This is a genomic window from Janthinobacterium sp. P210006 (assembly GCF_036231885.1).
In the GTDB taxonomy this organism is placed as follows: domain Bacteria; phylum Pseudomonadota; class Gammaproteobacteria; order Burkholderiales; family Burkholderiaceae_D; genus Janthinobacterium; species Janthinobacterium violaceinigrum.
This window is the reverse complement of sequence record NZ_JAZARD010000005.1, coordinates 34,006-57,204: the sequence shown is the minus strand read 5'-3', so window position 1 is coordinate 57,204 and position 23,199 is coordinate 34,006. Positions and strand designations below refer to the sequence as shown.

The 23,199-nt window shown below is 62.8% G+C and carries 19 protein-coding genes; 8 read left to right on the top strand and 11 right to left on the bottom strand.

Annotation, left to right across the window (positions count from 1 at the left end; all coding sequences use genetic code 11):
* Positions 1-109: 109 nt before the first annotated feature.
* Together VPH41_RS23585 and VPH41_RS23580 are read left to right on the top strand one after the other, a co-directional pair.
* Positions 110-1,048, top strand: coding sequence for a LysR family transcriptional regulator (locus tag VPH41_RS23585; RefSeq protein ID WP_034754583.1), 939 nt, complete (start codon positions 110-112; stop codon positions 1,046-1,048).
* A gap of 73 nt (positions 1,049-1,121) precedes the next feature.
* Positions 1,122-2,879 (top strand): allantoate amidohydrolase, encoded by a 1,758-nt coding sequence (locus VPH41_RS23580; RefSeq protein ID WP_328571695.1) that lies wholly within the window; start codon positions 1,122-1,124, stop codon positions 2,877-2,879.
* A 310-nt stretch (positions 2,880-3,189) separates the two neighbouring features.
* Here VPH41_RS23580 and VPH41_RS23575 read toward each other — a convergent pair whose 3' ends face one another.
* The 8 genes from VPH41_RS23575 to VPH41_RS23540 all read right to left on the bottom strand — a co-directional run bounded on the left by VPH41_RS23575 (position 3,190) and on the right by VPH41_RS23540 (position 15,007).
* Positions 3,190-4,530, bottom strand: coding sequence for a sulfatase-like hydrolase/transferase (locus tag VPH41_RS23575; protein WP_328571694.1), 1,341 nt, complete (start codon positions 4,528-4,530; stop codon positions 3,190-3,192).
* 582 nt (positions 4,531-5,112) lie between these two features.
* The gene (locus VPH41_RS23570) at positions 5,113-6,348 is read right to left on the bottom strand and encodes a Zn-dependent hydrolase (protein ID WP_328571693.1); all 1,236 of its coding nucleotides are present in this window, start codon (positions 6,346-6,348) and stop codon (positions 5,113-5,115) included.
* A gap of 10 nt (positions 6,349-6,358) precedes the next feature.
* Positions 6,359-7,750 (bottom strand): dihydropyrimidinase, encoded by a 1,392-nt coding sequence (gene hydA, locus VPH41_RS23565; RefSeq protein WP_328571692.1) that lies wholly within the window; start codon positions 7,748-7,750, stop codon positions 6,359-6,361.
* A 33-nt stretch (positions 7,751-7,783) separates the two neighbouring features.
* Positions 7,784-9,268: an NCS1 family nucleobase:cation symporter-1 gene (locus VPH41_RS23560; RefSeq protein ID WP_152281667.1), complete on the bottom strand. Its 1,485-nt coding sequence runs from the start codon at positions 9,266-9,268 to the stop codon at positions 7,784-7,786.
* 142 nt (positions 9,269-9,410) lie between these two features.
* A complete protein-coding gene (gene preA / locus VPH41_RS23555) occupies positions 9,411-10,691 on the bottom strand; it encodes an NAD-dependent dihydropyrimidine dehydrogenase subunit PreA (RefSeq protein ID WP_328571691.1) in 1,281 nt (426 codons plus the stop codon).
* On the bottom strand, positions 10,691-12,058 hold the full coding sequence (locus VPH41_RS23550; RefSeq protein WP_328571690.1) for an NAD(P)-dependent oxidoreductase: 1,368 nt from the start codon (positions 12,056-12,058) through the stop codon (positions 10,691-10,693). Before VPH41_RS23550 ends, preA begins: the two co-directional genes overlap by 1 nt.
* A 47-nt stretch (positions 12,059-12,105) precedes the next feature.
* Positions 12,106-13,608: a CoA-acylating methylmalonate-semialdehyde dehydrogenase gene (locus VPH41_RS23545; RefSeq protein ID WP_328571689.1), complete on the bottom strand. Its 1,503-nt coding sequence runs from the start codon at positions 13,606-13,608 to the stop codon at positions 12,106-12,108.
* An 82-nt stretch (positions 13,609-13,690) separates the two neighbouring features.
* Complete coding sequence (locus tag VPH41_RS23540; protein WP_328571688.1) at positions 13,691-15,007, bottom strand: aspartate aminotransferase family protein; 1,317 nt, start codon at positions 15,005-15,007, stop codon at positions 13,691-13,693.
* Positions 15,008-15,210: 203 nt separating this feature from the next.
* Between VPH41_RS23540 and VPH41_RS23535 the strand changes: the two genes are divergently transcribed.
* From VPH41_RS23535 to VPH41_RS23510, 6 genes are all read left to right on the top strand, one after another.
* A complete protein-coding gene (locus VPH41_RS23535) occupies positions 15,211-16,668 on the top strand; it encodes an aminotransferase-like domain-containing protein (RefSeq protein WP_328571687.1) in 1,458 nt (485 codons plus the stop codon).
* A 10-nt stretch (positions 16,669-16,678) separates the two neighbouring features.
* Positions 16,679-17,356 (top strand): TetR/AcrR family transcriptional regulator, encoded by a 678-nt coding sequence (locus tag VPH41_RS23530; protein ID WP_152281673.1) that lies wholly within the window; start codon positions 16,679-16,681, stop codon positions 17,354-17,356.
* Positions 17,357-17,447: 91 nt separating this feature from the next.
* Complete coding sequence (locus VPH41_RS23525) at positions 17,448-17,963, top strand: hypothetical protein (RefSeq protein ID WP_328571686.1); 516 nt, start codon at positions 17,448-17,450, stop codon at positions 17,961-17,963.
* A 140-nt stretch (positions 17,964-18,103) separates the two neighbouring features.
* Positions 18,104-18,373: a hypothetical protein gene (locus VPH41_RS23520; protein WP_328571685.1), complete on the top strand. Its 270-nt coding sequence runs from the start codon at positions 18,104-18,106 to the stop codon at positions 18,371-18,373.
* A 158-nt stretch (positions 18,374-18,531) separates the two neighbouring features.
* Positions 18,532-18,954 (top strand): VOC family protein, encoded by a 423-nt coding sequence (locus VPH41_RS23515; RefSeq protein ID WP_328571684.1) that lies wholly within the window; start codon positions 18,532-18,534, stop codon positions 18,952-18,954.
* A gap of 11 nt (positions 18,955-18,965) precedes the next feature.
* Positions 18,966-20,129, top strand: a complete 1,164-nt coding sequence (locus VPH41_RS23510; protein ID WP_328571683.1) for a dipeptidase — start codon at positions 18,966-18,968, stop codon at positions 20,127-20,129.
* Here VPH41_RS23510 and VPH41_RS23505 read toward each other — a convergent pair.
* The 3 genes from VPH41_RS23505 to deoA all read right to left on the bottom strand — a co-directional run bounded on the left by VPH41_RS23505 (position 20,126) and on the right by deoA (position 23,184).
* Positions 20,126-21,337, bottom strand: coding sequence for a nucleoside deaminase (locus VPH41_RS23505; protein WP_328571682.1), 1,212 nt, complete (start codon positions 21,335-21,337; stop codon positions 20,126-20,128). The two genes, VPH41_RS23510 and VPH41_RS23505, sit on opposite strands and share 4 nt — an antisense overlap.
* Positions 21,338-21,344: 7 nt before the next feature.
* A complete protein-coding gene (locus VPH41_RS23500; protein ID WP_086145111.1) occupies positions 21,345-21,755 on the bottom strand; it encodes a cytidine deaminase in 411 nt (136 codons plus the stop codon).
* 106 nt (positions 21,756-21,861) lie between these two features.
* Complete coding sequence (deoA, locus tag VPH41_RS23495) at positions 21,862-23,184, bottom strand: thymidine phosphorylase (RefSeq protein ID WP_328571681.1); 1,323 nt, start codon at positions 23,182-23,184, stop codon at positions 21,862-21,864.
* Positions 23,185-23,199 lie beyond the last annotated feature (15 nt).

Below are 23,199 nucleotides of genomic sequence, written 5' to 3'. Positions count from 1 at the left end.
ACCAATATTCGTGCCAATCTACACAAGATAAACGGATTTACCGCCCATCACATGAAAAATATCGTATATTTGACATATTCAAATCGATATACAACAGAGCCGCCGCCACATGTCCAGCCTGCCGCAACACCTCGACCTGCACTTGATCCGCATCCTCTATCTGCTGCTGGTGGAAAAGAATGTCTCGCGCGTGGCGCTCAAACTCAATCAGCCGCAGCCTTCGATTTCCGCTTCCCTGCGCAAGCTGCGCGAACTGACGGGCGATCCGCTGCTGGTGCGCGGCGCGCGCGGCATGGTGCCCACCCAGCATGGCGAAAGCCTGCTCAATCCGGCCAAGCGCATCCTCGACCAGACGGAGAGCCTGTTCGTCAAGAAGACGCCGTTCGTGGCGCAGGAAGAAGCGCGCACCTTCCACATCGCCGCGCCCGACTATCTGGACAGCCAGTTCCTGCCCAACGTGGTGGCCCTGCTGCGCCGCGGTTCGCCGAAGAGCCGCGTGGTGCTGCACAGCCTGGGGCCGGGCATCGACCATATCCGCCAGCTGTCCGACGGGGGGCTGGACCTGGTGATCGCCAACTGGGACGAGCCGCCCGCCCATCTGCACATCTCGAAGCTGTTCGAAGACCCCATCATCTGCGCCATGCATGCGGAAAACGCGTATGCGCGCCGCACGGCCAGCGACGCCATGACGCTCGACGATTATCTGAGCCTGCCCCATGTGGCGCCGTCGCAGATGATGCCGGGCTACCACGGCGTGATCGATTCCTTCCTGGAGCGCCAGAACCTGCAGCGCAACGTGGTGGTGGAATCGGCGTATTTCGGCCTGATTCCCTACATGCTGACGCAGACCGACCTGGTGCTCACCACGGGCCGGCAGTTCATGCGCTTCTATGAAAAGACCCTGCCGCTGAAAACGTATACCGTGCCATTGAAATTCCCGCCCATGCGCTTTTACCAGCTGTGGCACCAGCGCGTGCACCAGGCGCCCGAGCACAAATGGCTGCGCGACCAGGTCAGCGCGGCCGCCAAGGCGCTGGTGCAGCGATAGCCGCTATCAGCGCGCGCATATAATGGATGGCGGAACAGGGCGCTATCATCACCGCTTGCATGATCGGAAAACCATGACCACCCTTTCAGACCTGAACGCCGGCAGCCAGGCCGATTTTATCGCACACCTGCATGGCATCTATGAACATTCGCCCTGGATCGCCCAGCGCGCGGCCGCCGCCCGGCCGTTTACCAGCCTGACGGCAGTCAAGACGGAACTGCAGCGCGTGCTGGCGCAAGCCTCGCCCGAAGAACAGCTGGGGCTGATACGCGCCCACCCGGAGCTGGCCGGCAAGGCCGCCATCGCGGGACAGCTGACGGCGGAATCGACGCGCGAGCAGGCCAAGTCCGGCCTGAACCTGTGCAGCGCTGACGAATTCGCCACCTTGCAGCGCCTGAATACCGAGTACAACGCCAGGTTCGGTTTTCCCTTCATCCTGGCCGTCAAGGGCCCGACGGGCGAAGGCTTGACGCGCCAGGACATCATCGCCACGTTCGCGCGGCGCCTGAAAAACCGCCACGCCGATGAACTGGCCGAATCGCTGCGACAGATCAAGCGCATCGCCGAGCTGCGCCTGAACGACCTGTTCGACGTGCGCCTCGATTTCGGTCCGGGCATCATGCAGCATGCGGAAATACTGGCCGGCTGGAGCGACAGCGATTACAACCTGACGTGCGCCTACCTGACGCCGGCGCACCGCAAAACGGCGGCGCAGCTGGCCGACTGGATGCGGGAAGCAGGCATGCAGGTGCATATCGACGCCGTCGGCAATGTCGTCGGCCGCTATCTGTCCGACGTCCCCGGCGCAAAGACCCTGATGACGGGATCGCACTACGACACGGTGCGCAACGGCGGCAAATACGATGGCCGCCTGGGCATCGTGCTGCCGATCGCCGTCGTGCGCCATTTGCATGAGCGGGGCGAAAAACTGCCGTTCCACCTCGAGATCGTCGGCTTCGCCGAAGAGGAAGGCGTGCGCTTCAAGAGCACCTTCCTGGGCAGCACGGCCGTCACGGGCAAGTTCGACGTCTCGCTGCTGGAGCAGCTCGATACGGATGGCGTGAGCATGCGCGACGCGCTGGCCGCCGCCGGCCATGCAGCGTCCGCCATCGGCGCCATCGCGCGCGATCCCGCCGATTTGCTCGGCTATGTGGAAGTGCATATCGAGCAGGGCCCCGTGCTGCTGGAGCGCGACCTGCCGCTGGGGATCGTCACGGCGATCGCCGGCAGCTCGCGCTACCTGGTCAATCTTGGCGGCGTGGCCAGCCATGCGGGCACCACGCCCATGAACATGCGCAAGGATGCGGCCAGCGCGGCCGCCGAAATCATCCTGCTGGTGGAACGGCGCTGCAACCAGGGCGAGGCGCTGGTGGGCACCGTGGGGCAGCTGCACGTGCCGAACGGCTCCGTCAACGTGATCGCCGGCGCCTGCACCCTGTCGCTCGACATCCGCGCGGCCGTTGACGCCGTGCGCCAGGCGGCCGTCGACGATATTCTGGATGGCATCGCCGCCATCTGCGCGCGGCGCCAGATCGACTACGAGCTGGAACTGCTGCTGTCGGCGCGTGCCGCACCGTGTGCGCCATGGCTGATGGCGCAGCTGGCGCAGGCCGTGGAATCGGTCGGCGTCGAACCGTACGCGCTGCTGTCGGGCGCCGGCCACGACGCCATGGCCATGGCCGCCATCACCGACGTGGCCATGCTGTTTACCCGCTGCGGCAATGGCGGCATCAGCCACAACCCGCTGGAAACCATGACGGCCGACGATGCCGACATCGCGGCGCGCGCGCTGCTGGCCTTCCTGCGCGAGTTTCAACAAAAAGAAGTTTAGTCCGCCCGCCCTTGCTATCGATAACAAGGTCGAACGAAACCATGACGGACTGAAAAGGCGGGCTGCAAGCAAACTGTCATGGCACGGCAGGCATTGCAGCTCTCCCATACTCCAGGCATGGCAATCCGGGAAAGGGAGCAAGCGCACCGGCAAGAGAATACCGTTGCCCAGTAACAACAATGGCTTGTTGAAGTGGGGCTCAGGCAGAGGCGTGCGCCACCCCAAAGGACTGCGGCACCTGTGTCAAGCTGCCACAGCACGTCTGCCAGCGACAACCATGCTTTCTGCTTATCGCTACCTGCAGCAATATCTAGCCGTGGCAATTAAAGGACATGCGGATATATGGCACCTGATGTGCCTGAAGCTGATCACTGTTACCCATGGAAGGTGGCTGGTGATCGCCTACGACGTATGCCTCGGTACAACCGAGTTGAGGCTTATTACTCAAGGCCGCCACCAACGTTCCCACGGCATTGCGCGCGACAATTTGAGACTCGTTCACCGCAGATATATTCTGAAAATACTGCGTTGACATATGCAGCATGGAAGACGCCACGGGTTCATGGCTCGACAGCGATAACATGTATAAAAACACCTTGTCTTTCCCGGCGATTAAGTCAACGCCATACCGAATCAGCTCTTCGTCGCAAACACCAGAGAAACGTCCTGGACACGTCTTCAACTGATTCAAATCCGTCCGGAAGTAAGAATTATCGATGCCCAACTCTTTCCAAACAGACTTTCTGGCATAAAACATCTGCAGATAGCCGTGCAAGCCCAATACCTCATAGCCTTTTTTCTTCATGTAAGCCGGAGCGCAATCACCAGAAAATGAAGAGAAATTTGGGCGAGCATCCAGCTTGATATATTGAGAACATAATTCACGGACTTCTCCCTGCAGGGTCGAGCCGTGATAATCAGTAAAACCCGCCTCAATAATATTGCCGCCATTCTGCGCGATGTTTTTCTTCACCTCAGACAGGGAAGCCTGACTCTCTCCCCACGACTCAACCACCATCAAGACGATCTTGGCCGGGACTTCACGGGCGCTCGTGAGATGGTTTAAAAATGTCGGCGCATTTGTCGGCCCCAGGAACTTATTATCTTTAGATTGAGCATCAAGCACCAGCACCTTGAATACAAATGGCGATGATGCAATGATATTTCTCCTTATCATGCCATCACTCTGGCCGAGAACAGGCATCATGAATTTCATAAAAATGAAACATCCGCCGATGACCAGGATACTTTTTTTAAATCCGGCAGAAGTTTCTCGATAAGGCGCCGAAAACAAAAAAATACACATCAGAAAAACAAAAATGCAACAGGCAAATACAACCTGAAGAGGAGCCCCTCCCATCAGGATCAAAAAATAAAAATTATACGCTGCCGGGTAGATATTCCAACTAGCTAACATTGCTATCAAGAAAACAAATATCCAGAGAATCTTGAGCCCAAATGACACTTTTGGATTAAGCCGCTTTTCGATAAAAGGAAAAACAAAAGGCTCGGCACAAAAATAGAATCCACCGAAAACAAAACTCCATATCACACTTGGCAACAACAACCATAAAAGGCAGCGAATATAGACAGCTTTTCCTGACAAAAACGAGAAATGCGGCGATTCTTTATATGCAGAAAATACATTCATGAATTGAAACATAGGAGCTATGAAATCCGGCAATCGGCAATAAACCAGAGGAGATCGGGGAAGGTTTTATGTTGAATTATTCTTTCATGCATTTTAACACGTAGCCCACGGCCATCTGCCAGTACTCTGAGAGAGTCCCCATATGCAAGGACAAGCTACATAAAAGCATAAAAGTATTTTCAATGTCATTTAGTCAATAATTTGTTTGAGGCGGTCATGTAGTAATAATAATTACCATGCCGGCACGACCTGCGATAAGTCGCAGGGATTGCTAACTCCGTGGTAGCGCTTGGTCCAGCAGCCAGCGATCATGATTGAGGCCGTCCAGCCCTGACTCCAGCAGCTGCGCTGGAAGGGGAAACTGGAGGCATCGTTGAGCGAAAAGAGCGGTATGCAGCAGTCCCCAGGGAAGGCATGCGCTGGCACCTGCATAAAGTAGCCGGCGCTACATGCACCGTGATGCAGCTGCCTGGCAGCGCCAGTGCATGGCCGCCTCCCGTCTCCACAACGCCGGCAACAAGCCTGCATGCAGTTTGAGTCGGCGAGCCCGGGAAACCCGAAGCGTTCAGGCGACAGCGCGCCCTACACAGCCACGGCCCGCTCCAGCATCGCGTGCAGCAGCACATTACAGCCCGCTTCCAGGTGCTCGGGCTTGGCGTCCTCGATTTCATTGTGGCTGATGCCATCCTTGCACGGCACGAAGATCATGCCGGCCGGCGCCAGCCGGGCCGCATAGATGGCGTCGTGGCCGGCGCCGGAGACCACGTCCATCACGGAGTAGCCCAGCTTTTCAGTCGCGTTGCGCACGGCGCCCACGCAGTCGGGGTGGAACGGGCATGGCGGGTAGTAGGAGACGCGCTCCAGCGTGATGCCCAGCCCAGTCTTGTCACGCGTGGCATCGATAAAAGCCGTGATTTCGCCATGCATGGTGTTGAGCAGTTCGTCGTTCACATTGCGCAGGTCGATGCTGAATTTGACTTCGCCGGGGATCACGTTGCGGCTGTTCGGGAACACCTGCACCATGCCCACCGTGCCGCGCCCGTACGGCGGGTAGCGGTTGGCAATGGCCACCACTTCCTGCATGATGGTGGTCGCCACCTGCAGCGCATCCCTGCGCAAGCCCATGGGTGTGGGGCCCGCATGCGCTTCCATGCCCGTCACCACGCAGTCGTACCACGACAGCCCCATCACGGCCGGCACCACGCCGATCACCTTGTCCGCGTCTTCCAGCACGGGGCCCTGCTCGATATGCGTCTCGAAGTAGGCGCCGATGGGATGGTCGCCCGGCACCTGGTCGCCACGATAGCCGATGCGCGCCAGCTCCTCGCCCACCGTTTTGCCTTCCGTGTCTTTCGCCGCGTACGCGGTTTCGAGCGAAAAGGCGCCGCAGAACACGCCCGAGCCCATCATCACGGGCACGAAGCGCGAGCCTTCCTCGTTGGTCCAGAAAGCCACTTCGATGGGGGCCTGCGTCTTGATCTTCAGATCGTTCAGGGTGCGCACCACTTCCAGGCCCGCCAGCACGCCGTAGTTGCCATCGAACTTGCCGCCCGTGGGCTGCGTGTCGATATGGCTGCCCGTCATCACGGGCGGCAGGGTATTGTCCACGCCGTCGCGGCGCATGAAGACATTGCCGATCTGGTCGATGGTGATACTCATGCCCGCTTCACGGCCCCAGCCCACCACCAGGTCGCGGCCCTGCTTGTCCAGGTCCGTCAGGGCCAGGCGCTTGACGCCGCCCTTCGCCGTCGCGCCGATCTGCGCCAGTTCCATCAGGGCTGCCCACAGGCGGTCGCCATTGATACGCAATTCATCCATCGTCAACTCCTTATGCGGTGGTGGCGGAAAACGCGGGGCGCTCGATATAGCGCCCCGCGCCCTCGACGGCCGTCAGCTCGCCCTGGTGGAACACCACCTTGCCGGCGGCAATCGTGGTGCGGGGGATGCCGCGCACGGTGCGCCCTTCGAAGACGTTGAAGCCCCCTTTGGCGAACTGCGTGGCGGCGGAAATGGTGCGCGTGCCCTGCGGGTCCCACAGCACGATGTCGGCGTCGCTGCCCGCGGCGATGACGCCCTTGCGCGGATACATATTGAAGATCTGCGCCGCATTGGTGGACGAGACCTTGACGAATTCGGACGGCGTCAGCATGCCGGAATTGACGCCCGCATCCCACACCACGGCCATGCGTTCCTCGACGCCGCCGCAGCCGTTCGGGATGCGCGTGAAGTCGTCTTTGCCCGCCGCCTTCTGTTCCGCGCAAAAAGTGCAGTGGTCGGTGGCCGTCGTGTGCAGGTTGCCGCTTTGCAGGCCGTGCCACAGGGCCGCCTGATGGTGCTTGCCGCGGAACGGCGGACTCATGACGTGGCCCGCCACGTAGTCGAAGTCGTCGCTCTGGTAGACGCTGTCGTCGATCACCAGGTGGCCCGCCAGCGCTTCGCCGTACACGCGCTGGCCGTTCGCGCGGGCCCGCGTGATGGCGTCCAGCGACTCGGCGCACGACACGTGCACGATGTACACGGGGGTATTGAGCACGTTGGCAATCGCGATGGCGCGGTTGGCCGCTTCCGCTTCCACGGCCGGAGGACGCGACAGCGGATGCGCCTGCGGCCCCGTGATGCCCTTTTTCAGCAAGGCTTGCTGCAATTGAAAAACCAGCTCGCCGTTTTCCGCATGCACGGTGGGCAGCGCTCCCAGTTCCAGCGAGCGGCTAAAGCTTTTTACCAGGGTTTCATCGTCGGCCATGATCGCGTTCTTATACGCCATGAAGTGCTTGAAGCTGTTCACGCCATGCTCGCGCACCAGCACTCCCATCTCTTCATGTACCTGCTCGCTCCACCAGGTGATCGCCACGTGGAAGGTGTAGTCGCCGGCCGCCTTGGCCGACCATGCGCGCCACTGGTGATAGGCCTCGATCAGCGACTGCTTGGGCGCGGGGATGACGAAGTCCATGATGGTGGTGGTGCCGCCAGCCAGCCCAGCCGCCGTGCCCGTGAAAAAATCGTCGGACGTCACCGTGCCCATGAAGGGCAGATTCATGTGCGTGTGCGTGTCTATCCCGCCCGGCATCACGTACAGGCCGCCCGCGTCGATCAAGGTGGCGCCGGATGGCACGGCGAGGTTCTCGCCGACGGCGGCTATCGTGCCGCCCTCGATCAGCACGTCGGCGCGGAAGGCGCGGTCGGCATTGACGACGGTACCGCCACGTATCAGTGTAGTCATCTTGTCTCCTTTACTCGAACAGACTCGAACAGCTCAGGATTGCGGCGCCTGCTGCACGCGCGCCGTCACCTTGCCCTTCATCATGATGCCGTAGACGACGGCGGCGATGGCCACGCCCACGAACCAGGCGTAGGTATAGATGGTTTTAAATCCTGCGGCCACGTCCGGGAAGGCCGCGGGAAATGCCGCGTTCAGGAAGCCCGGGATATTCGGCAGCACGGCGATGACAAAGGCGATCAGCGCCGCCATGTTCCAGCCGCTGCCATACGAATAGACGCCATCGTCGCGGTACAGCTGCCTGACGTCGAGCTGCGTCTTGCGCACGAAGTAGTAGTCGACGATGAGGATGCCGGCGATGGGACCCAGCAGGGCCGAGTAGCCGATCAGCCAGGTGAAGATATAGCCCTGCGTCGATTCGAGCACCTTCCACGGCATCATGACGATGGCGATGAAGGCCGTGATATAGCCGCCCATCTTGTACGAAATCTGCTTTGGCGCCAGCGAGGAAAAGTCATAGGCGGGGCCCACCAGGTTGGCCGCCAGGTTGACGCTGACCGTGTCGATGAGCAGGATGATCAGGGCGATCAGCACGGCGGCGCCCGTCATGCGGCTGGCCAGGTCGACGGGGTCCCAGATGGCCTTGCCGTACATGACCACGGAACCGGCCGTGACGATGACGGCCAGCATGGCGAGTAAACCCATGGGCACGGGCAGGCCGATCGACTGGCCGATCACCTGGTCGCGCTGGGTCCTGGCGAAGCGCGTGAAGTCGGGAATGTTCAATGCCAGGGTCGCCCAGAAACCCACCATGGCCGTCAACGATGGCCAGAAGACGCTCCAGAACTGGCCCGCCTTCTTGCCGCCGGGGATGAACTGCGATGGCTGGTCCAGCAGGCTGGCCACGCCGCCTGCCTTGCTGTGCACCCAGTACAGCAGCACGAAGCAGATGAGGATTTTCAAGGGGGCCGTGTAGGTTTCCAGTTTGCGGATCGACTCCATGCCGTGCAGGATGTAATAGAACTGGATGGCCCAGAAGGCCAGGAAGCACAGCAACTGGCTGCCATTGATGCCCAGGCCAGCGATCTTCTCGCCGCCCAGTTCATGGCCCATCAATACGCCCATCAGGGTATAGATCATCTGCCCGCCGAACCACGTCTGGATGCCGTACCAGCCGCAGGCGACGATGGCGCGCATCAGGGCCGGCAAGCGCGCGCCCATGGTGCCGAACGAGGCGCGCGCCAGCACCGCATACGGGATGCCGTACTTGGTGCCCGCATGGCCGATCAGCAGCATGGGCAGGAGCACGATGGCGTTGGCGAGAAATACCGTGAGCACGGCCTGGTAGCCGGACATGCCGCTGTCGATCAGGCTGGCCGACAGGGTGTAGGCGGGAATGCACATGACCATGCCGACCCACAGCGCGGCGAAGTGATACCAGCGCCAGGTGCGCTGCGCCGCCGTGGTGGGCGCCAGGTCTTCATTCCAGAGTTGCGTGTTGCCTGAGTAGTCGTGGTTCACAGGGTTGCTCCATCGGTTAGACCGCTGGCGCGCGAAGGCGCCAGGGATACGGCAATGTGGAAACGGCTCGGCTTTTAAGTAATCTAGCTTACTGCAAAGACGCGCCGCTGTTTATAAAATAAACGCACGCAATAACCGTGCCCTATGCCGTCTCCGCCAACGCGCGGGGATTCCTGGGATCCTGCGTCCAGTTCATGTACGGCTTGCCCGTGACCTGCGGCACCATCGTGATGCAGCCCTGCACCGGACAGGTGATTTCGCACAGGTTGCAACCCACGCATTCTTCCTTGATCACCTCATAGGTGCGCATGCCGGCGGCGTCGATCAATTGGGCGATCGACTGGTGCGACGTGTCTTCGCAAGCCACGTAGCACTTGCCGCATTTGATGCAGTCGTCCTGGTTGATGTGCGCGATGACCTGGTAATTCATGTCCAGGTATTTCCAGTCCGTCGTGTTGGCCACGGCCTTGCCGGCAAAGTCGCCGATGCGTTCATAACCCTTTTCATCCATCCAGCGCGACAAGCCATCCTTCATCTCTTCGACGATGCGAAAGCCATGCAGCATGGCGGCCGTGCACACCTGCACGCAGCCGGCGCCCAGGGCGATGAATTCGGCCGCGTCGCGCCAGTTGCCGATGCCGCCGATGCCGGATATGGGCAAGCCCCGCGTCTGCGGATCGCGGGCGATTTCCGCCACCATGTTCAGCGCAATGGGTTTCACGGCCGCGCCGCAGTAGCCGCCGTGCGTGCTGGCGCCGCCCACGATGGGCAAGGCCACCATGCGGTCCAGGTCCAGCGAGGTGATCGAGTTGATGGTGTTGATCAGCGAGACGGCGTCCGCGCCGCCCGCCTTGGCCGCGCGCGCCGGCATGCGCACGTCCGTGATGTTGGGCGTCAGCTTGACGATGATGGGCAATTTGCTGTGCTTCTTGCACCAGGCGGTCACCATCTGCACGTACTCGGGCACCTGGCCCACGGCCGCGCCCATGCCCCGCTCCGGCATGCCGTGCGGGCAGCCGAAATTGAGCTCGATGCCGTCGGCCCCCGTGGCCTCGACCTTGGGCAGGATATCGGCCCAGTAGTGCTCTTCGCACGGCAGCATCAGAGAGACGACGATGGCGCGGTCCGGCCAGTCCTTTTTCACCTGCGTGATTTCACGCAGGTTGATGTCCAGCGAGCGGTCGGTAATCAGTTCGATGTTATTGAAGCCCACCACTTCGCGGTTCTTGCCATACAGGGCGGAATAGCGCGACGAGACGTTGACGGCGGCCGGGTCTTCACCGAGCGTCTTCCACACGACGCCGCCCCACCCCGCCTCGAACGCGCGCACCACGTTATAGGCCTTGTCTGTAGGCGGCGCGGAGGCCAGCCAGAAGGGGTTCGGCGACTTGATGCCGCAAAATTCGATGCTGAGATCAGCCATTATGCAGCCTCCACTTTGGAAAGAAGATCGGCATGGATGGCCAGTGCGGCCAGCTTGCCATGCTGGACGGCCTGCACCGTCAAGTCCTGCCCCGGCGCCACGCAGTCGCCGCCCGCGTAGATCCCCGGCAGCACCGTGCGAAACAGCGCATCGACGGCGATCTTGTCGCCCTCGCGCCGCAACAGCGACGCCATCGGGTCATGCAGCACTTCCGTGTCGAGGCTCTGGCCGATGGCCTTGAAGATGGCGTCGGCAGCCACGTCGAACGTCTCGCCCGTGCCCGCCAGACGCGTGCCCTGCATGGAGGTTTTTTCGAAGCGCATGCCAGTCACCTTACCCTCGCTATCGAGCAGCACCTGCTGCGGCTGGGCCCACGTCAGCATGCGCACCTGGTTGGCCTTGGCGATTTCCTGTTCATGGTGGGTGGCCGTCATGGCGTCGAAACCGCGCCGGTAGACCAGGGTGACTTCCTCGGCGCCCAGGCGCTGGATCTGCACGGCCATGTCGATGGCCGTATTGCCGGCGCCGATCACGATGGCCCGCTTCGGCACGGGCAGCGCAGCCAGGTCGTCGGCCTGGCGCAGCGCGCTAATGTAGTCGACGGCGGCCAGGAGACCCGGCGCATCCTCGCCCGTCAGGCCCAGCTTGCGGCTGGCACCCAGGCCCAGGCCCAAAAACACGGCATCGTACTGCGCGTGCAGGTCGCGCAGCTGCAGGTTCTCGCCCAGCACCTGGCGACATCGGATCTCGATGCCGCCTATCTGCAGCAGGAAGTCGATTTCCTTTTGCGCGAAGTCGTCCGTCAGCTTGTACTTGGCGATGCCGTATTCATTCAGGCCGCCCGCCTTGCCTTCCTTTTCAAACACCACCACGTCGTGGCCCAGCATGGCCAGGCGGTGCGCGCACGACAGGCCGGCCGGTCCCGCACCGACGATGGCGATGGTCTTGCCCGTGGCGGCCGCGCGCCGGAACGGGTGCTGCGCAAAATGCATGTGGTCGACGGCGTAGCGCTGCAGCAGGCCGATCTTCACGGGCTGGCCTTCGGCGTCGTGGTTGCGCACGCAGACGTCCTCGCACAGGATTTCCGTGGGACAGACGCGGGCGCAGCTGCCGCCCAGGATATTCTGCTTCAGGATGCCGGCGGCGGCGCCGTTGATGTTCTTGTCGTGGATATTGCGGATGAAGCTGGCCACGTCGATTTCCGACGGACAGATGCGGCTGCACGGCGCGTCATAGCAGTACAGGCAGCGGGCGCTTTCGATGGCGGCCTGGCGCGCGTTCAAAGGCGGCGCCAGGTCCGTGAAATGGCCCGCCAGTTCCTCGTTGGGCAGGGTGGGATGCGGCAAATAGTTCAGGGACTCGATCATCGCTGTTTCCTTCTTTGATCCTGCGGTGGATTTGTCGTGTGAAACCGTCACTTCATCTGGGGAAAAGCAAATTCCACACCAGCGCTTGCCGTATTGGGCCAGCGCTGCATCACGGCCTTGTGGCGCGTGTAGAAACGCACGCCTTCGGGGCCATAGGCGTGGTGGTCGCCGAACATGCTGCGCTTCCAGCCGCCGAAACTGTTGAAGGCCATGGGCACGGGCAAGGGGATGTTGACCCCCACCATGCCGACCTGGATCTGGCGCACGAATTCGCGCGCCACGCCGCCGTCGCGCGTGTAGATGGCCACGCCGTTGCCATACTCGTTGGCGTTGATCAGCTCCACCGCCTGCACCACGTCAGGACAGCGCAGCACGCACAGCACGGGACCGAAAATCTCTTCCTTGTAGATGCTCATGTCGCGCGTCACATGGTCAAATAAAGTACCGCCGACGAAGAAGCCGTTTTCGCGGCCCGCCACCACATGGTTGCGGCCATCGACCACCAAAGTTGCACCCTGCTCCACGCCCGAAGCGATCAGTTTTTCGATGCGCTGCTTGGCGGCCAGCGACACGACGGGCCCCATTTCCGCACCATCCTCCATGCCGTCGCGCACTTTCAGTGCGGCCGTGCGCGCTGCCAGTGCATCGAGCAATCTGTCGCCCGCGTCGCCCACGGCCACGACCACGGAGATGGCCATGCAGCGCTCGCCCGCCGAACCGTAGGCCGCGCCGATCAGCGCATCGACCGTCATGTCCATGTCCGCGTCGGGCATCACCACCATGTGGTTCTTCGCGCCGCCCAGCGCTTGCACGCGCTTGCCGCTGGCGCTGCCGCGCGCATAGATGTATTCGGCAATCGGCGTGGAGCCCACAAAGCTGATCGCCTGCACGACAGGGTGGTCAAGCAAGGCATCGACCGTCACCTTGTCTCCCTGTACCACGTTGAAAACACCGTCGGGCAAGCCTGCTTCCTGCAGCAGTTTCGCGTGCAGCAAGGAGGCCGACGGATCGCGCTCGGACGGTTTCAGGACGAAGGTATTGCCGCAGGCGATGGCGACGGGGAACATCCACATCGGCACCATCACGGGAAAATTGAATGGCGTGATGCCGGCCACCACGCCCAGTGACTGGCGCATGGACCAGGCGTCGATGCCGCGCGAAATCTGGTCCGTGAATTCGCCTTTTAACAATTGCGGAATGCCGACGGCAAATTCCACCATCTCGATGCCGCGCGCCACCTCGCCCTGCGCATCGGCGAAAGTCTTGCCATGCTCGCGCGTGAGCATGGCGGCAAAGTCGTCCGTGTGCTGCTGGCACAGCTGCAGGTAGCGGAACAGGACCCGCGCGCGCGTCAAGGGCGGCGTCGCCGACCAGGCGGGAAAGGCGGCGGCCGCCGCCTGCACGGCTGCGTCCACGTCTTCCACTGTGCCCAGCGCCACCCTGGCGACGGGTACGCCCAGCGCGGGGTTGTAGACGTCGCCATAGCGGCCGCTTCGGGTGTCGACTTTGGCGCCGTTGATGTAGTGGGTGATGGTGTCGAGATCGTTCATGGTGTTCCTTTTTCAAACCCAAAAACAAGTGCCGGGGTCGGACCCTCAGGGTCCGACCCCAGGTTTTGCTTGGGGTCGCAGTTCAATCGAGATTTTTGAGTACCTTGGCCAGCTTGCCGAACAGTTCGTCGATATGCTGCTTTTCCAGCACCAGCGGCGGCGACAGGGCGATGATGTCGCCCGTCGTGCGTATCAGCACGCCGTCCGCAAATGCCTGCTTGAAGGCGTTGAAGGCGCGCGTGCCCGGTTTGCCCGCGATGGGATCGAGTTCGATGCCGGCGATGAGGCCGATGCTGCGCAAATCGATCGCGTGCGGCAAGCCTTTCAGCGAGTGCACGGCATCGCTCCAATACGCCTGCATCGCTTTGGCGTGGCCCAGGATGTCCTGTTCCTCGAACACTTGCAGCGTCGCCAGCGAGGCGGCGCAGGCCAGCGGATGGCCGGAATACGTGTAGCCGTGGAACAGTTCGATCCCGGCCGGCGCGTCCATGAAGGCGTCGTGGATATACTGTTTGCTGAAGACGGCGCCCATGGGCACCATGCCGTTGGTCAAGCCCTTGGCCGTCGTCATCAGGTCCGGCTCGACGTCGAAATAGTCGGCAGCGAACGGCGTCGTCATGCGGCCAAAACCCGTGATGACTTCATCGAAGATCAGCAGGATGCCGTGCTTGGTGCACAGTTCGCGCAAGCGTTTCAGATAGCCTTTCGGCGGGATCAGCACGCCCGTGGAACCGGCCACCGGTTCGACGATGACGGCGGCAATCGTCGATGCGTCGTGCAGGGCGACGATGCGTTCCAGTTCGTCGGCCAGGTGGGTGCCGTATTCGGGCTCGCCCACCGTATAGGCGTTCTTGTCCAGGTTGTGCGTGTGCGGCAGGTGGTCCACGCCCGGCAGCAGGGGGCCGAAGGTCTTGCGGTTGCCGCCGATGCCGCCCACGGAAATGCCGCCGAAGCCCACGCCGTGATAACCGCGTTCGCGGCCGATCAAACGCGTGCGGCTGCCCTCGCCGCGCGCCCGGTGATACGCGAGCGCGATCTTCAGGGCCGTGTCGACGGCTTCGGAACCGGAATTGGTATAGAAGACATGGCCGAACTTGTGGCCCGTGTAGTCCATCAGTTTTTCGGCCAGATCGAAGGCGGCCGGATGACCCATCTGGAAGGTGGGCGCAAAATCGAGCTGGCCCACCATCTCGCGGATGGCGCCGACGATTTTCGGCTGCGCATGGCCGCAGGGCACGCACCACAGACCGGCCGTGCCATCGAGGATGCTGTTGCCGTCGACGTCCTTGTAGTACATGCCTTCGGCCGAGACCAGCAGGCGCGGATGGGACTTGAAATCGCGGTTGTTGGTAAACGGCATCCAGAATGCCGACATCGATTCCGGCCTAGTTTCGTTCATGACCTTCTCCTTGGAATGGGCTGGCGCGGCGCCAGGATCGTTTTTGACGAAGCGTAAAATAATTTACCAGTTGGCAAAAAGCTGATGTAATAATAGACAGGCCATCCCCAACGGCACAGATACACAAACGGCAAAGTATCCCAACCGTACAGGTCGAAAAACCACTACAGTTTTTTTGTGCAAGGCAGCATAAGGAGCCACCGGTGACGCACAACGTGAAGCAGGACGAAGGCGAAGCTAACGCCAGCGGCTGGCCCGTGCTGGACATCGACCGCCAGAAAAAAGGCGGCCTGGTCGAGCAGATCGTCGTCGCCATCAGCGTCATGGTGGGCAGCCGCGCCCTGCGCATCGGCACGCGCATGCCGTCCGTGCGCCAGTTCGCCCGCTGCAATGGCGTGTCGACGTTTACCGTCGTCGAATCGTATGACCGCCTGGTCAACCTGGGTTTGCTGTCGTCGCGGCGCGGCTCCGGCTATTTCGTCGCGCGCCACGATATCGCGGCCTCGCCGCAATTGGCTGTGCACGCCAGCCCCAGCGCCATCGACGCCCTCACGCCGGACCTGTATTCGGGCGTGTCGGATGCGCTGCCCGTGGGGGCGGGCTGGCTGCCGCCCGAGATGTATGGCGAAGCGACCGTGCTCGATGCCGTGCGCCAGGCCATGCGCATCCCCGCCAGCCGCCTGCGCGGCTATGGCCACCCGCTGGGCTTTCCTTCGCTGCGCCAGCACTTGGCGACGAGCCTGTCGGAAGAGCTGTTCCAGGTGGAGCCGGACCAGGTCTTGCTCACGCATGGCGCCACGCACGCGTTTGACCTGATCCTGCGCAGCCTGACCAAGCCGGGCGACACGGTGCTGGTGGAAGACCCCGGCTACAGCAACCTGCAGTCGCTGATCCGCCACCACGGCTGCATCCCCGTGGGCGTGAACCGCGGCGAAGCGGGCCTCGATCTCGATGGGCTGGCTGCGGAAGCGGCGCGCAGCCAGCCCAAGCTGATGTTCGTCAACACGGTGCTGCAAAATCCCCTGGGCACTTCGCTCAGCCAGGCGCAAACGCACCGCCTGCTGGCACTGGCCGAGCAATTCGATTTCTGGCTGGTGGAAGACGATATCTACCGCGAACTGGCGGCGCGCGGCGAAGCGTCGCTGGCAGCGATGGATGGCTTGCGCCGCGTGATCCGCGTGGGCAGCTTTTCCAAGACCCTGTCGCCCGTGCTGCGCGTCGGCTCCATCTGCGCCTCGCCTTCGCTGGTGGCCGAACTGGTGCGCGTGAAAATGCTGGCAGGGCTGACGACGTCGGAAATCAACGAGCGCGCCGTCTACCACGCCATCTCTGCGCGGCCCTACAAGCGCATGGTCGAGCGGCTGGTGGCGCAGCTCGATGCGGCCCGCGAGCGCAGCATCGACTGCCTGGCGCAAGCGGGCATGGCGCCCGTGGCGCGGCCCCGCGGCGGCATGTTCGTCAGCGCGGGCTGGCCCGACATCCAGACGCCGGAATGGAACGGCAAGATCGTCGCCGACATGGCTTTGAAGGCGGGCATCCTGCTGTCGCCGAACGAATTTTTCATGCTGCGCGCGCCCGAGACGGTATGGTTCCGCTTCAACGTGGCCTACACCGATACTCCCGTGCTGCACACCTTCCTGCAATCGATCCGTCCACGCTAAAGAACCCGCCATGGCCAGCGACAAATCCCCTGCCCTTCCCGTGAAAAATGCCGGCGGCCGGCGCCTGCAAAACCGCGACCGCCTGGAAGCGGACATCCTGGAGCAAGCCGTGCGCGTGTTCGCGGAAAGCGGCTACGAGGGCGCGTCGATCGCCACCATCGCCGAACGGGCCGGCCTGTCGAAGCAAAACCTGATGTATTACTTCCCATCCAAGCAGCTGCTGTACCAGCGCGTGCTCGACGATGTGCTCGACGACTGGCTGGCGCGCATGGAATCGCTGGCCAATGAACACGATGCACCGCGCGACGTGCTGCGCGCGTATATCGGCGCCAAGCTGCGTTTTTCGCGCGAACAGCCATGGGCTTCGCGCGTGTATGCGCTGGAAGTGATCAATGGCGCGCCCCTGTACGGCAACCAGATACGCGACCGGGTCGTGCCCCTGCTGCGCAAGGATATCGCCGTCTTCGAAGCCTGGATCGCCGCCGGCAAGATGGCGCCCGTCAACGCCACCCACCTGATGTTCGCCATCTGGGCCATGACGCAGTCGTATGCGGATTTTTCAGCGCAGATGGCCCTGGTGCTGGAACGCAAGCAGCTCACGCGCAAGGATTACGAGGACGCCGAAATCCTGATCGCGCACATGGTGCAGGCAGCCATCGCCCTGCCGGCGGCGGCACCCGGCACGTAATGAAATTTCCAACGAGCAAACGAGCAGTGATAGCATGGCGCGCTGGAGCGTTTGCACGGGCGGCGCGATACCCACAGGATAAGGAACAGGCATGAAACAATGGTCATCGGCGCGCACCGCGTCATTGCTGGGCAAGGCGACCTGCGCGGCGCTGCTGGCAGTGGCATCCACGGCACAGGCGCAGACAATCGGCATGATAGACAACCAGCCGCTCAGCGAAACCTGGCTCAACGCAGGCTTTTATTCGTATCACTTTCAGCGCGACAAGAACCTGAACGACAGCAATCCGGGCCTGGGCGCCGAATACCGTTTTTCCACGGTTGCGTCGGCCACGGCCGGCCGCTTCTACAATAGCGACCGCGCCTATTCGAACTACCTGGGCGTGTACTACCAGCCCATCAAGGTGGGCCCGCTGCGCGTCGGCGCCGTCGTTGGCGGCTTCAGCGGCTATCCGAAGATGCGCGACGGCGGCTGGTTCCCGGCCCTGGTCCCCACCATCAGCTATGAATACCAGCGCGTGGGCGTGAATATCGCCATCGTGCCGTCCTACAAGGACCGCCTGTACGGCGCCCTCAGTTTCCAGCTGAAACTCAAGGTATTCGAATAACCGCTTGTCCCGGCCTGTCGCCGTTCGATCCGCCATTTCTGCCATTCGTCGCATACGCCATGATCGGCAGCCAGGTTTTGCCTATAGTGGATACATCGCCAGCCTGCATACGGCAGCGGCATCCACGACAGGAGAACAGCATGAAAGACATCAATCCGGCACCGGGCAGCAATTCCTTCAGCGCATTCTGGAGCGAGCTGTGCGCTTACGCGCGCCAGGGCATGGCAGCCATGCGCGCCATGTCCTGGCCCATGCTGCTGGGATGCTGCCTGGGCCTGGCGTTCCTGATCACCATCCTGCCGCTGGCCATCATGCTGTTTGCCCTCGTCATGCTGCTGCGCTGGGCCAGCAACAGCGACGATACGAGCACGGACACGGAAGCGGCGAACTCGTCCCGGTCACCGCAATAAATTTGCGCCGTGGCAAGAGTGTAACGATGGTTCTATGGCACTATGGATGCGCGCAGCATTGACGGGCATCAATACCATCCCGATGGATGGTATTGATACGGAACACCGCGCACGACAGACGATCGAAGCTACTCCCCATCTGCCATAGGAGTTTTCTGATGACCACGACAGCAAAAGCCACAACAGGCACGACCATTCCCTGCCTGCGCTACCGCGATGCCCCCGCCGCCATCGAATGGCTGTGCAACGCCCTCGGTTTTGAAAAACAATTGATCGTGCCTGACGGTAACGGTGGCGTGGCCCATGCGCAACTGAGCTTCGGCAATGGCATGGTCATGGTGGCGCCGGCCCTCGACAGCGACTATGGCCGTCTGATGAAGCTGCCTGGCGAACTCGGCGGCGCCAACACGCAAAGCTGCTACCTGGTCGTCAGCGATGCCGATGCCGTCTACCGCAGCGCGCGCGAAGCGGGCGCCGAGATCTTGCTCGACATCAAGGATGAAGATTACGGCGGACGGGGCTTTACCTGCCGCGATCCGGAAGGCCACATATGGAGCCTGGGCACCTACGACCCATGGTAAAACGGAGAACAATGATTATCGGTACCCTCGCCGCCGCCGGCCTTACGCTGGCTGGCGGTTTCCTGTCCGCTCCCGTCCTCGTCGACGAGCACCTCAACCGCGTGCATGCGCCGTCCGGCAAGGCGCCGTCGGCGGCCACCCTGGCCCTGCACCAGAGCCTGTGGATTGCCGACCTGCACGCGGACAGCCTGCTGTGGCAGCGCAAGCTGGCGCGCGACAGCCAGCGCGGCCATGTGGACTTCCCCCGCCTGCAGCGGGGCAATGTGGCGCTGCAAGCCTTTTCCGTCGTCACCAAGACACCGCGCAAGATGAATATCGAGCGCAACGACAGCGACACCGACAACATCACGGCACTGGTGGTGGCGCAGGGCTTGCCGCCCGCCACCTGGAACAGCCTGCTGGCGCGCGCCACCTACCAGGCCAGGGAGTTACAGCAGCAGGCGGCCGGCAGCCATGGCAAGGTCCGCGTGATCGGCAGCCGCGCCCAGCTGCGCAGCTTCCTCGCCGCGCGCGAACAGGACCCCGGCCTGCTGGCCGGCTGGCTGACCCTGGAAGGCGCGCATGCGCTCGAAGGCAAGCTGGACAACCTCGATACCTTGTACCGGGCGGGCTTCCGCATGGCCGCGCCCACGCATTTCTTCGACACGGAACTGTCCGGCTCCCAGCACGGCATGCAAAAAGGCGGCCTGACGCCGCTGGGCAAGCAATGGCTGCGCGCCATGGAGCAGCGCAGGATGATCGTCGACCTGGCGCACGCCTCGCCGGCCACCATCGACGACGTCTTGAGCATGGCGAAGCGCCCCGTGATGGTGTCGCACACGGGCGTGCGCGGCACTTGCGCCAACGGGCGCAACCTGAGCGACGCACAATTGAAACGCATCGCCGCCCAGGGTGGCCTGGTAGGCATCGGCTTCTGGAATACGGCCGTCTGCGGCAAGGACGTGGCGTCGATCGCGCGCGCCATCAAGTACACGGTCAACCTGATCGGCGCCGAACACGTGGCCTATGGTTCGGACTTCGACGGCGCCGTCACTACCGCCATCGATGCGGCCGGCCTGCCGCGGTTGACGCAGGCGCTGCTCGACGCGGGCCTGTCGGAAGCGCAGATCCGCCGCGTCGCCGGCGAAAACGTGCGCGACTTTTTACTGAAAAACCTGCCCGACGACGACGCCTAGGCCAGCGCGTCGATCAATGCCCGGTCCGCCACCTGGCGCGGCCGGATCCGGATCAGCTTGCGGTACAGGGGCGGCATGGCGTCGCACAGCGCCAGCAGCGCGTCTTCCGCCATGGTCGGGCGCACGTACTGGAATTGTGCGGGATTATTTTCCGGCAGCGCCCCCTCCATCGTGGAGCCATAGGCGCCCAGGGTCATGAAACTGGCGGCACTGTCGTCCGGGCCCATGGCCAGCACGAACGTGCCATGCTTGGGGTGCCCCAGATAACGCTTGATTTCTTCCTGCAGCGCCGGCTCGGCGCCGGCCATCAATTCATAGCGCAATTGCGCATACTGGCGCGTGCATTCCATGAACGGCGTGCGGATGAGGGAACGCGCCAGCTGGCCCGGCATGCACAGCAGCAGGTTGCCAAAGGAGTCGAGCAAGGCGGCCGCGTCGCCCTGGCCGCCGTCGCGCGCGTCCTGCTCCATGGCCGCCTGCAGGAATGGCGCCAGGCCAGCATCGGGTGCATGCGGGTCGCAGCGGTAGGTCAGCGCGTCGGGATAGCGGCGGCGCAAGGCGCGCACCACGGCATGCTCGGACGGCAAGGTGGCCGGATCGCGCAACTGCACGTCGTCGCCCGCGTTCAGCAGCTGCATCACCTGGGCCGACGTTGCTTCGAACACCAGCGAGCACAGTGCCTGCGTCGCCTCGTGGATGCTCTTGCCGATGAAAAAAGACTTGGGCGCGGCGCCGGACGGCGCGCGCGCATACTCGGTGGCGCCGCGCACGGCCGGATAGCAAAAGCTGCGGCCCGCCTGCGCCCGCAGCGGCGCCGGCAAGGCCGTGAAACTGGCGGCGCCATCGTAATTGATGCCCGCCTTGACGTCGGGTGCGGCCACCACCACGTTGAAACCGGCCGCCAGAATCGCGCCCGTGCACATGCAGCACGGGTCGAGCGAGGTGACGATGGTCAGTTCGCCCGGCGCCGGCAAGGGCGTGCCCTTGGCCCGTTCGGCAAAATACCAGTCCACCAGCTGGCGCTCGCCATGCGCCGTGGGGTCGAACACCAGTCCCTGGCGCACGACGTTGTTGTGCATCGATTGCAGCACGTTGCCGGCGCCATCGAGCAGCACGCCGCCCACGCCGAAGGTGCCCTGCGTCTTGGCGGCCATGGCTTCGGCCGCGGCAATCGCCACGGCGGCCTGGATGTCGATCGTCTTGTTCAAACCAGCCCTATGGTTTCATGTCCAGGTCGGAACTGCCGAAACCGTGCGGCAGCAGCCAGCCCGCCGTCACTTCCATGACATCGTTTTTCAGGTTCGTCAGGATCACGGGCAGGTCGGCGCCGCCCATCTCGAATATCACCTGGCGGCAGGCGCCGCATGGTGAGATCGGTTCGGCCGTATCGCCCGTGACGGCCAGCTTGGCGAAGTCGCCCGGCTTGCAGCCATGCGCGATGGCGCTGAAAAACGCCGTGCGCTCGGCGCAATTGCACAGGCCATACGCGGCGTTTTCCACGTTACAGCCACGGAAGACGCGGCCATCCTTGCACAGCAGCGCCGCGCCCACTTTGAAGCGCGAGTATGGCGCATAGGCCAGTTCACGGCCGGCGTTGGCTTCGGCGATCAGTTCTTGGTTGTTCATTTTTTCTGCAATACCTTTGAAATCATTAAGGCCGGGGTCAGACCCTCAACACCGCCGACACATAGTTCAGCGCTATCGCAAACGGGGGTCTGACCCCAGTTGTACATTACGGACGAATGGTACGGTAAATCACCGGATTGGCCGTCAACGCCACCGCGCTGATGGCATACGCATCCTGGATTTCCTTGACGGCTTGCTGCGCCGCCGCTTCCGTGCGCGCGTGCACCATGGCCAGCGGCTGGCCTACGGACACTTGCTCGCCCAGGCCCACGAGGTCCGTCAGGCCGACGACGAAATCGATGCTGTCGCTCGGGCGGCGGCGGCCACCGCCCAGGGCGACCACGGCCAGGCCGATGCCGCGGCAATCGCGCACATTGGCAAAACCGGCGGACAGCGCCGGCGCCGGCACGATGAACGGCGCCTTTTCCAGGTGCTTGTCCGGGTTCTCGATCAGATCCGCCGGGCCGCCCAGCGCGGACACCATGCGCGAGAAGCGCTCGGCCGCTTCGCCCGAATCGAGGGCCGCCATCAGCTTGACGCGCGCCTCCTCTTCGGTGGCAGCCAGGCCGCCCAGCACCAGCATCTCGGCGCACAGCGCCAGCGTGACTTCGTGCAGGCGCGCGGGACGCGAACGGCCCGTCAGGTAATCCATGGCGCCCCGCACTTCCAGCGCATTGCCGGCGTACGGCGCCAGCGATTCGTTCATATCCGTCAGGATGGCCGACGTCTGCATGCCCGCGCCATTGCCGACGGCGACGATGCTCTCGGCCAGTTCCACCGATTTGTCGTAGGTGGGCATGAAGGCGCCCGTACCCACTTTCACATCCATGACCAGCGCGTCCAGGCCTGCCGACAGTTTCTTCGACAGGATGGAGCCGGTGATCATGGCCACCGATTCCACCGTGGCGGTCACGTCGCGGATGCTGTAGAAGCGCTTGTCGGCCGGCGCCAGCTGCGCCGTCTGGCCGATGATGGCCACGCCAATCTCCTGCACCACCTTGCGGAACAGTTCATTGTCCGGCACGGTGCAGTAGCCGGGGATGGCGTCGAACTTGTCGAGGGTGCCGCCCGTGTGGCCCAGGCCGCGGCCCGAGATCATCGGCACGTAGCCGCCGCACGCGGCCACCATGGGGCCCAGCAGCAGCGACACCACGTCGCCCACGCCGCCCGTCGAATGCTTGTCGACGACAGGCCCCGGCAGGTTCAGCGCGCGCCAGTCCAGCACGTGGCCGGAATCGCGCATGGCCAGGGTGAACGCCACGCGCTCGTCCATGTTCATGTCGTTGAAAAAGACGGCCATGCCCAGCGCCGCGATCTGGCCTTCGCTGACGCTGCCGTCAGTAATGCCGCGCACGAAAAACTGGATTTCCTCGGCGCTCAGCACGCCCTTGTCGCGCTTCTTGCGGATGATTTCTTGGGTTAAAAACATGATAGCTCCCGATAT